Origin of the sequence: Calothrix rhizosoleniae SC01, assembly GCF_900185595.1 — a bacterium.
In the GTDB taxonomy this organism is placed as follows: Bacteria; Cyanobacteriota; Cyanobacteriia; order Cyanobacteriales; family Nostocaceae; genus Calothrix_A; species Calothrix_A rhizosoleniae.
Genome location: NZ_FYBH01000292.1, coordinates 1 through 13861 on the forward strand (window position 1 = coordinate 1; position 13861 = coordinate 13861).

Here is a 13861-nt window from a genome sequence, read left to right on the forward strand (position 1 = left end):
CAGTTATGATCTTCCAGGGGATGTTTGCCATAATTACTCCAGCATTGATTTCTGGTGCCATTGCTGAACGGATGAGTTTCACTGCATACAGTTTATTTGTTCTACTGTGGTCTACTTTTATTTATACTCCCCTAGCCCATATGGTATGGGGAACAGGTGGTTTTCTGGGGTTAACTGGGGGTATTGGGGCTCTGGACTTTGCTGGGGGTACGGTAATCCATATTAGTTCTGGGGTTTCTGCCTTAGTCGCAGCCTATGTTTTAGGGCCGAGAAAAGACTATCCAGACCGTTTAAGTCCTCCTCACAACGTCCCCTTGATTTTGTTAGGTGCAGGATTATTATGGTTTGGTTGGTTTGGTTTTAATGGTGGTAGTGCCTTGGGTGCTAATAGTATAGCTGCTATTGCCTTTGTTACAACTAATACTAGTGCCGCCGCCGGAGTATTAACCTGGTTGATTCTAGAAAAGGTTTTGCGTGGTAAACCTACCGCCGTTGGTGCAGCCACAGGAGGAGTAGCAGGATTAGTTGGGATTACTCCCGCAGCCGGATTTGTGACACCCATAGCAGCAATTTTAATTGGTAGCATCACCGCCTTGGCTTGTTTCTATGCCATTAGCTACAAGCATAAAGTCCAAATTGATGATGCTTTAGATACCTATCCCATTCATGGGGTTGGGGGGACAGTAGGGGCAATTCTAACCGGTGTATTTGCCACCACTGCCGTTAACTCAGCCGGAAAGAATGGTTTATTGTATGGCAATCTAGGGGAATTATTTGTCGAACTTGCCGCCATTATTGTCGCCTATGCGATCGCTGGCTTAGGCACATTTATTATTTTGTATGTAATTGATGCCACAGTTGGTTTACGTGCCAAAGGCAATGCAGAGGTTCAAGGTTTAGATATTTATGAACATGGTGAGGAAGGTTATAACCAAGAATTTAGCGATCGCATCAACATCGCTGATGATTGACAGCTCCCCAGTCTGAAGGCGAGGGGATTCTAAAAAGATGCTACGGGACGGGTTAAAACTGCTTTCCTTCGCTTCTGATTAGCTGTCACCCAGATATAAATCTGGGTGGGGTGAGTCAAAGCACCCCTACACACTCACTTGTACTGGCATTAAGCCATACAGATTGTGCTTACTTTTTTCGCTTTCTGTAGGTTCTATCACTATGCCAGAATGGTACACTCCCTGTCCTGCCATTACTTGCAGTGATGTAGTCATACTGCCGTTACATGTAGCAATCGTTGTTTCCTATATGCAGGGATTTCTCCGTACTAGGACAGTTCTGCGTGTAGATGAACGCCTTACTCGGATTCTTTATTTTACTATATAAACGGTGGGATAAATCCCATCGTCTCAGTTTTCATCCCCTGTCCAAAGGAACGAAACACTCAACTGTATAGGGATTGAGAAAAAACTGATGTTTTTTTGGGGTTTGCTTCCCTTCTTTGAACTTTTTTACTTCATCTGACAAATGCTTGTGTGAGTAAAAAATGAGTACACCTCTTGAACTCTATCTTCTTAATAAGGATTCAACTAATTGTATTACCACCTGTTTGCTATAAAAATTCGAGCTACTCACAGCCACAATAATCACCAATCCATTCTTCGACTACAGTAAGATACAGTAATAATAATCACTTAGTTAAAATACATATTACGTAGGTAAAATTTTTACTTTTCCGGGTAAAATCTGTCTCGGAAATATTGTTAATTTTGCTACTCGTGTCAACCCCTGCAAAAACTTTTCCCATGTGGGCAATTATATCGCTGTTAACTAACGGCTTATTACTATTAACAGTCATCCTTTTACTTCAGCGACAGCAAGGATGGACAGCTTTTTTGGGCGCTACTCGGATTAACCCCAATACTGAAATAGAAACTATCACACCCCAATTAGGTCCTCGTCACAAGTTAAATTATCAGCAGTGGCTAGGTATTTTAGATAGAGAAGCCAAAGTGGTAGTGCAAAAACGTCCTCAAAATTTAACAATATTGGCTGGAGATTCCCTCAGCTTATGGTTTCCTGGTGAATTGTTACCAGCAAACAAGCATTGGCTGAACCAAGGAGTTTCCGGAGAGTCCAGCGCAGGGCTATTAAAAAGATTAAAACTATTTGACAAAACCCAACCAAAAACAATTTTTGTCATGATTGGGATTAACGACTTAATCCGGGGAGCGAAGGAAAAAAAAATCCTAGAAAATCAGCGCCAAATCATGGTTTATCTCCGAAAAACCCATCCCCAAGCAAAAATCGTGATTCAGTCAATTTTGCCTCATGGAGGAAAAGATGCAACCTGGGAAGGGAAAGAAAAGCTATTAAAGCTTCCCAATAGTCGTATTCGGAAATTAAATCAGCAGCTGCAAGCGATCGCTACCAAAGAAAGGGTAAAATATCTAGACTTATATTCCCTATTTGCCAACAAACAAGGAAATCTCCGCCTCGAACTTACTACCGATGGCTTACATTTAAGTTCCCAAGGCTACCTAGTTTGGGGTTCCGCTTTGCAGTTGTACAACCAAATACAACTTTAATAAAGTTATCAATTGACGGTTGACGGTTGATGGTTAAAAGTTTTTCATCCCCTAACTCCCTCACACCTTCCCTCTCTCATTCCCTCCTTTCCTTCCCCACTTCTCCACATCATGCCCAATACATCAGACAATACATAAAGAAGAAACTTTCATAAATCAATTGCATGGATACTAAAGCGTTTAAAAGATCCCTCAATCATTCGGAAAACTATCATCGCAAAGGTTTTGGTCATCAAACAGAAATTGCAACCCAGTTAAACTCCGAATATCAAAGTGATTTAATTCAGCAAATCAGGGATAGTAACTACACCCTCACCCGTGGTAACATCACCATTCACCTAGCCCAGTCATTTGGCTTTTGTTGGGGAGTAGAGCGGGCTGTGGCGATGGCTTACGAAACTCGCAAGCACTTCCCCACAGAAAGGATTTGGGTTACCAATGAAATTATTCACAACCCCTCCGTTAACCAACGTCTGCGGGAAATGGAGGTGAAATTTATTCCAGTACAGGATGGAAATAAAGACTTTTCTGTAGTTGCATCTGGAGATGTGGTGATTCTTCCTGCTTTTGGTGCTAGTGTCCAAGAAATGCAACTACTAAATGACAAGGGCTGTACCATTGTTGATACTACCTGTCCTTGGGTTTCCAAAGTTTGGAATACCGTAGAAAAACACAAAAAAAAGGAATATACTTCAATTATTCACGGTAAATATAAGCACGAAGAAACCGTTGCTACTAGCTCTTTTGCTGGTAAGTATTTGATTGTGCTGAATTTAGAGGAAGCAAAATATGTAACTAAATATATTTTGCATGGCGGTGATAAAGAAGAATTTTTAGCTAAATTTAATCGAGCCTATTCCACTGGTTTCGATCCTGATAGAGATTTAGTCCGAGTTGGTATTGCCAATCAAACTACCATGCTCAAAAGTGAAACCGAGCTGATTGGTAAGTTATTTGAGCGTACCATGATGCAAAAATATGGTCCCGCTAATTTAAATGACTATTTTCAAAATTTTAATACTATTTGTGATGCTACCCAAGAACGACAAGATGCTATGTTTGAGTTGGTGGATCAAGAATTAGACTTAATGTTAGTCATTGGTGGCTTTAATTCCTCTAATACTTCCCATTTACAAGAAATTGCCGAAGAGCATAAAATACCTTCCTATTACATAGATTCTGTAAAACGAATTAAATCAGCAACTCACATTGAACATCAGCAATTAGATGGGAATTTAACGATTACAGAAAACTGGCTCCCAGAAAGTAAAGTGATTGTGGGAGTTACCTCCGGTGCTTCTACTCCTGATAAAGTTGTGGAAGACGTGATTGAAAAATTGTTTGCATGTCAGGCTACAACCGCAGCAGTTGATTAGTTGCTCACTTTTGACTACTAAAAATACTGTAGTCAAAAGTGAGATACCCGACTTATTTTATAAGTTGGGTATCTAGGAATAGCTAATTTTATAACTCATATCGGATTGCTGATTACTATATATTCGATTTTTGTTGTTTCCAATGGCAGAATGCCAACAAGTTATATATAGAAAATTTTTACCATCAAATCAATTATGAAAATCAGAGATGGCACAATTAAATTGAATCAGTTTTTAAAGTTGATGGGTATAGTACCCACAGGAGGGCAAGCCAAGTTGATGATTCAAGGTGGTGAGGTACTAGTCAACGGTATGGTGGAAACCCGGCGAGGGAAGCGATTACTACCGGGTGATCAAGTAATAGTGGAAGGAAAAACTTTTGTAGTCGATTTAGATAACAGTACAGGCTAAAGATACAGCACTACGCAATTAGGGCGCGGACATTATTTAGAATGCCCAAACCCATGAGCAGTAAACTTATTACTCCTTCGGAGTTCGCCATTTGCTTTATGCCGGGGAACCCCTCCGGGTTGCGCCAGTTGCTTTATGCCGGGGAACCCGTCCACCGCAATGGCTTACCGTCCACCGCAATGGCTCACTTATTACTTGCGCATAGCGCTATACAGCAAAGATTTTGAGCAAACAAACTGAGTAAATTATCAAATTGTTCAATCAAGCCACTATCCCCAGTTTACTTGTACGTTGCTTTAACATCATTACTGAGTCATAAAATTAGGGAACTCTAAGAAATAAATTACCCAATTTTTGTCACCAAAATGACTTTCCCTCCCCCTGCTCCCTGCTCCCTTACATTATGGATATTTCCGGCGTAAGGCTTTCTCCTGTTTGAGAGTTAATATAGCCATCATGATTGCCACTGCTGCACCCACATAAAAGACACTAATTCCTCCGTATTTCCACACAGGGCCCAGGAAAACAGGTGAGAGGAATTGTCCTAAGTAACTGGCACCATTACCAATTGCCAAAACACTAGAACGGACTTCCGGTTGATTGAACTGAGCCAGAGCATTGTAAACATTAGGCATGACAATCCCGAAACCGACACCAAACATGACAGCAGTCGTGAAAATCAAGTAAATTTCTTCCACATGGGGAATAGTGATTAATGTCACCGCCATTAAAATAAATCCGAGGGAAACCGCTGGAGCCACTCCCAAATTCTTGGATAAACGACTAGCACCTAGAGCAGAGATAATTGCGGCTCCTATTGCCCGTGAGGCTAAAATCATACCGTTCAAAGCTGTATCGGCTCCAATGGTAGCTTTGAAATGTGAGGGAGCATAAATAATGACTATGTAAAAAATTGCAGATGTTAAACTTAGTACTAAAAATAGGGTGATATTACTGGGTGTTTGCAGTGTTTGCAGTAGTTTTTCCTTCTGTTTCGGTAGAACCGAAGTAGAGGACTTGCGAAGAGGTTCTTCATGTAAAAAGAAGGTGGCAAAAAATGCTACCGGCAAACCAGCAGCGTACAAACAGAATGCATATTGCCAATGGAAAGAACCAGCCCAGCCACCTAACAGAGGGAAGAAAATACCAACAATAGCAAATATACTGGAAGCATAACCAAGTATGCGCGCTCGTTCATCCCCTTCATACATATTACCGATGATGCCGATACTCGCAGCCGCAATGCCACCACTAGCTGCTCCCAACAGTGCTCGGGTGAGTAGTAAGGGTAGAAAACTTGGCATGAATGCACCAGCAACACCAAATACTGCATATGATATGAGAGATGGAATGAGTATCTTTAGTGTGCCAATTCGGTTGGCTAATATGCCCAAAATCGGAGCAAACATGGCGATTGTTAGGCAATGCATACTCACTAACATCCCAGCCCATCGCGGATCTATATGTAGTTGTTCTACAACTTCTGGAAATACGGGAGAAACTATACCTCCAGTGATGGAAGTCAAACAGCCTCCTGCTATTAACACCAATAATTTTGGCATCTGCTTCCGAGATGCGGAACTAACATGAAACATGGATAAATATCAACAATTAGTAACAATAATTAATTTTTCTTAATTTTTGTAAGATTATAGTCACAATACCAGTACTGATGACTTTTGTACAAGGAATATAATGCTTACATAAATTTGCAATAGCTTTGCAAGTAGCTAGCAATCAACAGTTTGTAGAAACTCTCCTTAGCCAAGCCATAAGCAAAAGTACTATGGGTATGTCTCTACAGCTAATTATTTTTTACTTGACAGACTAATAGATAGGAATAGTTCCAAATGTACTAGTCTTTTTTTGATTGCATGATTCAATAATTAGCAATCAATGCTGGTGTTGCTAAGGAAGGCAAGAAACTAACAATTCCAGGAAAGGTAATAATTAACATCAGCACCAGCAACTGTAAAAGAATAAACGGCATGACACCGCGATAGATGTCACCAGTAGTCACTTCCGGAGGTGCCACACCACGGAGATAAAATAGAGCAAAACCAAAGGGGGGTGTGAGGAAAGATGTTTGCAAATTTGCCCCTAGTATGACTCCATACCAAATCATATTAATGTCAAATTGTTTAGCGACTGGAGCAAATAAGGGTATGACTATGAAAGCAATCTCAAAAAAATCAATAAAGAATCCCAGCACCAATACCACTACCATGCTCACCACTAAAAAACCGATTTCCCCTCCAGGAAGATTAGAAAGAAAATCAGACATAAATTGATCGCCATTTAATCCCCGAAAAACTAAACTAAAGGCAGTAGAACCTAAGAGGATAAAAATTACCATAGTGGTGATTCGCAACGTCGCGTCACACACTTGGTGTAAGGTTTGTTTGCGAAGTTCCCCATTAGTTGCAGCAAGAGCGATTGCTCCCACACAACCCACTGCTCCGGCTTCTGTAGGGGTGGCAATGCCAAAAAAGATACTACCTAATACCAGTAAAATTAATAGTAAGGGTGGTAACATGACCCCCAGTACCCGCTTCCACAAAGCTTTACCACCAATATTACGTACTTCTGGGGGTAAAGCTGGGGCAATATCTGGCTTTAAATAAGAGGCAATCAATACATGAAGAGCAAATACACTTGCCATCATTAAGCCTGGAATCAAGGAACCGATAAATAGATCCCCCACTGAGATTCCTAACTGATCTGCTAAAACTACTAGTACCACACTAGGGGGGATAATTTGCCCCAAGGTGCCGGAAGCAGCAATCACACCAGTGGCTAGTTGTTTGTTATAGCCATAGCGCAACATAATAGGTAAGGAAATTAAACCCATTGCAATTACCGTTGCAGCTACTACACCAGTAGTTGCAGCTAATAGGGCACCTACTATCACTACAGCTAGAGCCAGTCCGCCACGCAAACGCCCCAGCAAAATTCCCATGGTTTCTAACAACCTCTCTGCTATTCCTGTCTTTTCCAACATGGCTCCCATAAAAATAAAGTAGGGAATAGCTAATAGGGTTATGTTGTTCATAATGCCAAAAATTCTTTCTGGCATTAAGCTGGCTAAACCAATGTCAAATATTGCTTGATCTGGATTTAATTCTTGGAGGAATATGCCAATTAATCCAAATAATATAGATACACCACCAAGAGAAAAGGCTACTGAATAGCCAAAAGATAACAGTAGTAAAGCCCCAACAAACATGGCTGGACCAAGCCAATCATAAGTTAGCATCATTATGCTCCTCCTGGGGTTCTAATCTATTTGTCAGAATTGCCAAATTTTTAATTGTCTCCGAAATACCTTGAAAAATAAGGAGAAGAAAGGCTATGGGGATCAGGGTTTTGATGGGGTAACGAGGTAAACCACCAGGATCAGGAGATACTTCTAAATCGAGCCAAGAGTAAATGACGGTATCCCAAGAAAAAATAATTATTAGTATGCAAAACGGAATTAAAAATAATACTGTTCCCAAAAGGTTAATTAATGCCTTTCTTTTTGGAGAACATTGGTCATAAAAAATATCGACCCGTACATGTTCGTCATGTTTGAGCACATAAGCCGCTCCTAAGAAAAAAACTAAATCGAACATATACCATTGAGCTTCTAGGTAAGCATTAGAACTTAGTTCTCTACCCGTAATCCGTCCCAGATATCTACCGATAACATTCCATACGCCAACAATCACCATTACCAGTACTAGCCAGCTGGTAAGCTTGCCTATGCGTTCATTGCAGGCATCAATCCATCTAGATATTGCTAAAAGTTTTTCCAATGCCCTGGTTTCCTGACGACCATTTGTAAATTTAGTTTACAGCCCAAGGGGTCGTTCAATTTTGAATCCCAATTTTTTTTTACATCGGGTTCGTCCAAAATTCACAAATTCGGTATAAATATAATTAGCTAAGTTTGTATTTATGCCAATCAGCTACAGTTCAATAGCCAATGTGACGGTAAATTTTGGTTGATAATTATACCTCTGGGGTTGCTTAACCAAAGTTTCTGCGATCGCTAATATAAAGACAAGGAAAGTAAAAAGTTTTAGCTGGAAACCATCTTTGTATTCCCTAGCTTCGATCTACCCGTAAAGTAGGGACTATAATGGTTTACCTGGTTGCATTCCATTTTTTATTTAATAGCAAAAAAATTAGATGCGACCCATTCTGGCTTGATTTTTTGTTTGGTACTTACTTCCAAAAATGAATAATCCCCAAGACATTTATGATTTGCTCATAGATTATGGAAACAAAGATACTTATGCCAAAGAAGTTTTAATTGGATTAACATGGACATTATGTGAAGCAGAAGGTATCGGCTTGTGTATGAGTCCTGCTATTCCTACACGTACCCTATCTTGGTCTGGTACCTTAGTGAATAAACAAATTAAAGAATTATGTTTATGGTTGCGCTCTTGGAACCCTTATCAAGCAACCGTTGCTATGGCAGCCATTAATGCCATTATTAATACCAACTCTTCCTTACCACAACAAGCAATAGCCCTTCCTCCATCATCATCAGCAAATTTAGCTGTTTTTGACTATTTTCTTCCCCAACTTAGGGGAAAACGAGTCTCGGTTATTGGACGTTATCCAGGGTTAAGCCGCTATGAACAGGACATGACTATTAATGTGATTGAACTTAACCCTACTGGTAATGATTTTCCTGCATCAGCATCCGAGTACTTACTTCCTGAGTCTGATTGGGTATTTTTAACCGCCACATCCATTCCCAATAAAACTTTCCCCCGCTTGGTAGAATTGTCCAGGCAAGCAAATTTAGTTCTCATGGGACCAACCCTTCCCTGGCTAGCAGAATTTGCTGAATTAGGGGTTAATTATTTAGCAGGTATTACTGTCACCAATCCTAAGAAATTACGGCAAACTATTGCTGAGGGAGGAGGGGTAAGAATCTTTGACACTGGAGTTCAATATCGTTTGTTGGAACTGAATAAGTAATATGAATTACCATTAAAAATGTTAACAATCTACAAAATCTGATACCTAATGCAAATTACGTATTTAGATCATTTGCCGGAAGAATTTAAATCATCAGCATCAATACTCCTTCTCAGTGCATTTGGAGAGAAACTCCTGCCTATTCTGGAAGGTGATGAGAGAGCACACCATATTATTGAAGAGAGTATTAACAGAACAAATTGTATTGCTGCAATAAATGATCAGCAATTGGTTGGGCTGCTGGGGATCCAAAATGATCAGGGTCTTTTTTTCGGCCTACCCTAAAGTTAATGACCACAGCCTATGGTACTTTTGAGGGGCTTTTACGCAAGACCATTTTAAGACTCTTAGATCATGCCACAGAATCGAATGAGTGGTACGTTTTTTGTATTGCGGTATCGGAGGATGTCAGGGGTCAGGGCATCGGCTCTCATCTATTTTCAAGGTTAGAGGAACTGGCGATTCAAAATGGGGCAACCAAAATTTCCCTACAGGTGATCAATACAAACTCCCGAGCTGAGTATCTTTACAAACGACTGGGGTTTGTAAGTGGTAAGCGAACCAGGCTCTGGCCTTTTAATCGCTTATTTGAATGGTCGTTTGAATCAGCAATTTTAATGGTCAAGGAAATTGGCTAATTCCTTGGCGGCAAAGTTATGGGTAAAGTCACACAGCGACTTCCATGAGTTTCTCACTGCTGTTTTGTCTGTGTTTCAATTTGGCTTCTAGGGTATCGTAAAGGGACATGAGGCGATCGCTTTGTGTGTTATCCCATACTTTGCTTGGATACCACTTCTTGGCGGTGATAGCGATCGCCATCAACTACCTTTATCAACAAAGTGCAAAAACTGCGGAACTCCTTTCCCTATTCCTGCTGATTGGGTGACTGAAGAATGTCCGCATTGTTGTTTGAGTTTCACAAAAATGGCGAAGCGAAAGAAGTCTGGTTAAGGAAGGCGATACAATACTCTGTTGGCGTAACCTTTCAGAAGGCCATCCCAGCAGTAATAACCTCAGATGCCAATGAAAGTTTTGCTGGCAATTGCGATATTAGAGATGTTGAGAAAAGATAAATAAGAGGTTATTTCTAAAATAAATTTAAAGATGCTGGGTCAAGGTAAAGTGAAAAAGATAGTATAATTTGAAGCCATGTATCTACTTAGCAAGCAATGCCTGGAAAAGCTTGTTCTATCGACCTGAGTGACTTAAAAGAGGAAGTTCTCGCTCTCTTAATACCAGTAGTGCCATCTGTATAAATAACATGAGTCTAGCATCTACATCCTTAATAGAAACTCTCAAATATCGAGCAGAATATCAGCCTGAGAAACAAGCCTATATCTTCCTCAAAAATGGAGAAACCCCCTCAGCAAGTATCACCTATCGGGAGTTAGACAAACAAGCAACAGCCATAGCACAAACACTAACTTCTCAGTTCACAAACCTTCTCCAATCTTCACCAGGAGAACGGGCTTTATTGTTATATCCTTCTGGATTAGAATTTATTGTGGCATTATTTGGCTGCTTGTATGCTGGGGTAGTAGCAGTTCCAGTTTATCCCCCCAGGCGCAATCAAAGGTTATCTCGACTGCTTTCTATAGTTAATGATGCTCAAGCTAAGATAGCACTAACAACCCAATCAATATTGGCTGACATTGAGAAAAGATGGGAAAAAGAAGCAGAGTTCGCTCAGTTAAAGTGGGTAGCTACAGATACCATTGAAGCTAATGGAGACGAATTTGTACTTAAATCAATCACCCCAGAGAGTTTGGCATTTTTGCAATATACTTCTGGTTCTACAGGAACCCCCAAAGGAGTAATGGTTACCCATGGAAATATCATCCACAACCAGCAAATAATCCAAATTGCTTTTGGCCATAGCCAGAAGAGTATTGTTGTAGGTTGGTTGCCTTTTTTCCATGATATGGGGCTGATTGGTAATGTTTTACAGCCAATGTATCTGGGAATTCCCTGTATTCTTATGCCTCCAGCAGCATTTCTGCAGAAACCAATTTGTTGGTTAAAAGCAATTTCTAAATATCGAGCGACTACCAGTGGCGGACCCAATTTTGCTTATGATTTATGTGTACATAAAGTCCAACGAGAAGAATTAGCTAATCTTGACTTGAGCAGTTGGGATTTAGCTTTTAATGGAGCAGAACCAGTACGGGCAGAAACTCTGAAGCGATTTAGTCAAAAATTTGCTCAGTGTGGTTTTAACAAAAGTGCTTTTTATTCTTGCTATGGCATGGCAGAAACTACCCTGCTTGCTACGGGTGGAGATAAGAGCCAATTGCCAGTGATTGAGGAAATTAAGACTGGAGAAGTGGCAAAAACTTCAGTAGGATGTGGTTATCCTTACATGGACACAAAAGTAAATATTGTCAACCCAGAATCATTAACTCGTTGTGAACAAGGAGAAGTAGGAGAAATTTGGGTGTCTGGTGGCAGTGTCGCTGCTGGGTATTGGAATAATCCTCAAACAACACAAGAAATCTTTCAAGCTTATCTCAAAGATACAGGAGAAGGTCCTTTTTTACGCACAGAGGACTTGGGATTTTTCAGTAATGGAGAATTGTTTGTTACCGGAAGAATGAAAGATGTAATTATCATCCGGGGGCAAAACCATTATCCCCAAGATATTGAGTTAACGGTGCAAAAAGCAAATCCAGCACTGAGTCCCCACAGTGGAGCCGCTTTTTCTGTGGAGATAGAAGGGAAAGAAAGATTAGTAGTGGTGCAAGAGGTAGAGCGCACGTACTTACGACAATTGAATATAGATAAAGTGGTTGGAGAAATTCGCCAGAAGGTTTCACGGGAACATGAACTACAAGTATATGCAGTAGTTTTACTGAAAACTGGCAGTATTCCCAAAACTTCCAGTGGTAAAATTCAACGTCATGCTTGTCGAGAGAGTTTTCTTGCAGGAAATCTCTCGGTTGTTGGTACTAGTATTTTAGACGACAATCCAATCACTTCTCAAAACCAAATATTGACAATAGAACCAAGTCCAAAAGACCAATTATCTTTAATTTCCCAGTTGTGTGAACAGATTTCCCAAACATTGGGAATACCTAATGCATTAATTAAATCCCATCAATTAATTAACACATTAGGTTTAGATTCATTGCAAGCTCTAGAAATTAAAAATTATATTGAAGTCAACTTTGGTTTAGTTATACCCATGGAAAAATTTTTTGAGGATATAACTGTTGCTAAATTAGCAACTGAGATTTTAAATGATGGTCAGTTGACAAAAAATACGGAAACAACAGAAGTTTGCATTTCTGCTGCGGATAAATCTCATGGCAATAGCCAAGCTACACCAAATATTAATTTAGATTCTCACTTGCGGATTGTGTACAAGTCAAGTAAAAATCTTTTGCAGCGAGCCAGAGAATTTGAGCTACCGGATCAACTCAGAAAAACAGGACTTTTACCCTATTTTCGAGAACTAGAGCGTAATGAAGGTGCAACCTGCTTGTTTGATGGACAACAGGTAATTATGCTGGGGTCTAATAATTATTTAGGATTAACAGCAGATCGACGAGTACGTGAAGCTACTGCTCATGCCGCTTTAGAAGATGGTCCGAGCCTTACTGGTTCCCGTCTACTAAACGGCTCAACTTACAAACATAGTGAATTTGAACACAAACTCGCCACTTTTTTAGGGCATGAAGATGCATTAGTATTCACCACCGGCTATCAAGCCAATCTTGGTTTTATTTCAGCACTGATGAACGAAGAAACTACCTTGGTGTTGGATGGCGAAGCCCATGCTTGTATTTACGATGGTGCTTTTATGAGTCGCTGTAAAGTTATTCAATATCAGCACAATAATTTAGATGATTTAGAAAAAAGATTGCAGGAAGTAGCAAATAAATCCGCAACAATGGTGGCAATTGATGGTGTTTACTCCATGACAGGAGATATTGCACCAATACCGGAAATTCGAGCATTATGCGATCGCTACAATGTGACTTTAGCTGTAGATGATGCCCACGGATTGGGAGTCTTGGGAGTCAATGGCAAGGGAACCGAAGAGCATTTCCAGATGGTGGGAAGTAGTGATATTCTCTGCGGTACTTTTTCCAAAAGCTTGGCATCCATTGGAGGCTGGGTTGCTGCTGAAGCCAAGGTAATTGATTGGATTAGATTTCACGGACGCTCAATGCTATTTTCTGCTTCTATTCCTCCCACATCTTTGGCCGCAGCTTCCACAGCCCTTGATATTTTGATTGCTGAATCTTGGCGAGTACAACATCTCTGCCAAAATGCCCAATATTGGCAAAAAGGACTCAAGCAACTCGGATTTGATATTGGTGAATCCTCAACCCCGATTGTTCCTATTATTATTGGCGATGATCTTAAGTGCATGGTTTTTGGCAAGGAATTACTAGAGGCTGGAGTTTATGTCAATTCAATAATTTATCCCGCCGTACCAAGAACCAAGGCTTTACTGAGAACCAGTGTCATGGCAACTCATTCTCTAAGTCATCTGGATGAAGCGTTGGAAATATTTAGTTCTGTAGGAAAAAAACTGGACTTGATTGATTTCTG

Annotated in this window: 13 protein-coding genes; 8 read left to right on the plus strand and 5 right to left on the minus strand. The window is 40.3% G+C overall.

Features of this window, described 5'->3' with window-relative positions:
• On the plus strand, positions 1-971 hold a 971-nt coding region (locus CALSC_RS17485), incomplete at its 5' end, for an ammonium transporter (RefSeq protein ID WP_143288292.1).
• 126 nt (positions 972-1097) lie between these two features.
• Here CALSC_RS17485 and CALSC_RS27895 read toward each other — a convergent pair.
• Positions 1098-1226, minus strand: coding sequence for a hypothetical protein (locus tag CALSC_RS27895; RefSeq protein WP_268807221.1), 129 nt, complete (start codon positions 1224-1226; stop codon positions 1098-1100).
• A 504-nt stretch (positions 1227-1730) separates the two neighbouring features.
• Here CALSC_RS27895 and CALSC_RS17490 point away from each other — a divergent pair.
• From CALSC_RS17490 to CALSC_RS17500, 3 genes are all read left to right on the plus strand, one after another.
• Complete coding sequence (locus tag CALSC_RS17490) at positions 1731-2540, plus strand: SGNH/GDSL hydrolase family protein (protein WP_088242583.1); 810 nt, start codon at positions 1731-1733, stop codon at positions 2538-2540.
• Between the two features lie 164 nt (positions 2541-2704).
• The gene (locus CALSC_RS17495) at positions 2705-3916 is read left to right on the plus strand and encodes a 4-hydroxy-3-methylbut-2-enyl diphosphate reductase (RefSeq protein WP_088242584.1); all 1212 of its coding nucleotides are present in this window, start codon (positions 2705-2707) and stop codon (positions 3914-3916) included.
• Positions 3917-4111: 195 nt separating this feature from the next.
• Positions 4112-4327, plus strand: coding sequence for an RNA-binding S4 domain-containing protein (locus tag CALSC_RS17500; RefSeq protein WP_088242585.1), 216 nt, complete (start codon positions 4112-4114; stop codon positions 4325-4327).
• A 401-nt stretch (positions 4328-4728) separates the two neighbouring features.
• On the opposite strand, the gene CALSC_RS17505 is transcribed toward CALSC_RS17500, so the two are convergent.
• The 3 genes from CALSC_RS17505 to CALSC_RS17515 form a co-directional block, all read right to left on the minus strand.
• On the minus strand, positions 4729-5922 hold the full coding sequence (locus CALSC_RS17505) for an MFS transporter (protein WP_088242586.1): 1194 nt from the start codon (positions 5920-5922) through the stop codon (positions 4729-4731).
• 284 nt (positions 5923-6206) lie between these two features.
• A complete protein-coding gene (locus CALSC_RS17510) occupies positions 6207-7586 on the minus strand; it encodes a TRAP transporter large permease (protein WP_088242587.1) in 1380 nt (459 codons plus the stop codon).
• Positions 7570-8124, minus strand: a complete 555-nt coding sequence (locus tag CALSC_RS17515) for a TRAP transporter small permease subunit (RefSeq protein ID WP_088242588.1) — start codon at positions 8122-8124, stop codon at positions 7570-7572. Before CALSC_RS17515 ends, CALSC_RS17510 begins: the two co-directional genes overlap by 17 nt.
• A gap of 424 nt (positions 8125-8548) precedes the next feature.
• On the opposite strand from CALSC_RS17515, the gene CALSC_RS17520 reads away from it, so the two are divergent.
• The 3 genes from CALSC_RS17520 to CALSC_RS17530 are packed head-to-tail and all read left to right on the plus strand — an operon-like array spanning position 8549 to position 9942.
• Complete coding sequence (locus CALSC_RS17520) at positions 8549-9304, plus strand: DUF364 domain-containing protein (protein ID WP_088242589.1); 756 nt, start codon at positions 8549-8551, stop codon at positions 9302-9304.
• Between the two features lie 48 nt (positions 9305-9352).
• The gene (locus tag CALSC_RS17525; RefSeq protein ID WP_088242590.1) at positions 9353-9589 is read left to right on the plus strand and encodes a hypothetical protein; all 237 of its coding nucleotides are present in this window, start codon (positions 9353-9355) and stop codon (positions 9587-9589) included.
• 5 nt (positions 9590-9594) lie between these two features.
• Positions 9595-9942, plus strand: coding sequence for a GNAT family N-acetyltransferase (locus tag CALSC_RS17530; protein WP_088242591.1), 348 nt, complete (start codon positions 9595-9597; stop codon positions 9940-9942).
• Between the two features lie 28 nt (positions 9943-9970).
• On the opposite strand, the gene CALSC_RS26580 is transcribed toward CALSC_RS17530, so the two are convergent.
• The gene (locus CALSC_RS26580; protein ID WP_159460642.1) at positions 9971-10123 is read right to left on the minus strand and encodes a hypothetical protein; all 153 of its coding nucleotides are present in this window, start codon (positions 10121-10123) and stop codon (positions 9971-9973) included.
• A gap of 442 nt (positions 10124-10565) precedes the next feature.
• Between CALSC_RS26580 and CALSC_RS17540 the strand changes: the two genes are divergently transcribed.
• The coding region (locus CALSC_RS17540; protein ID WP_088242593.1) for an aminotransferase class I/II-fold pyridoxal phosphate-dependent enzyme at positions 10566-13861 on the plus strand (3296 nt) is incomplete at its 3' end.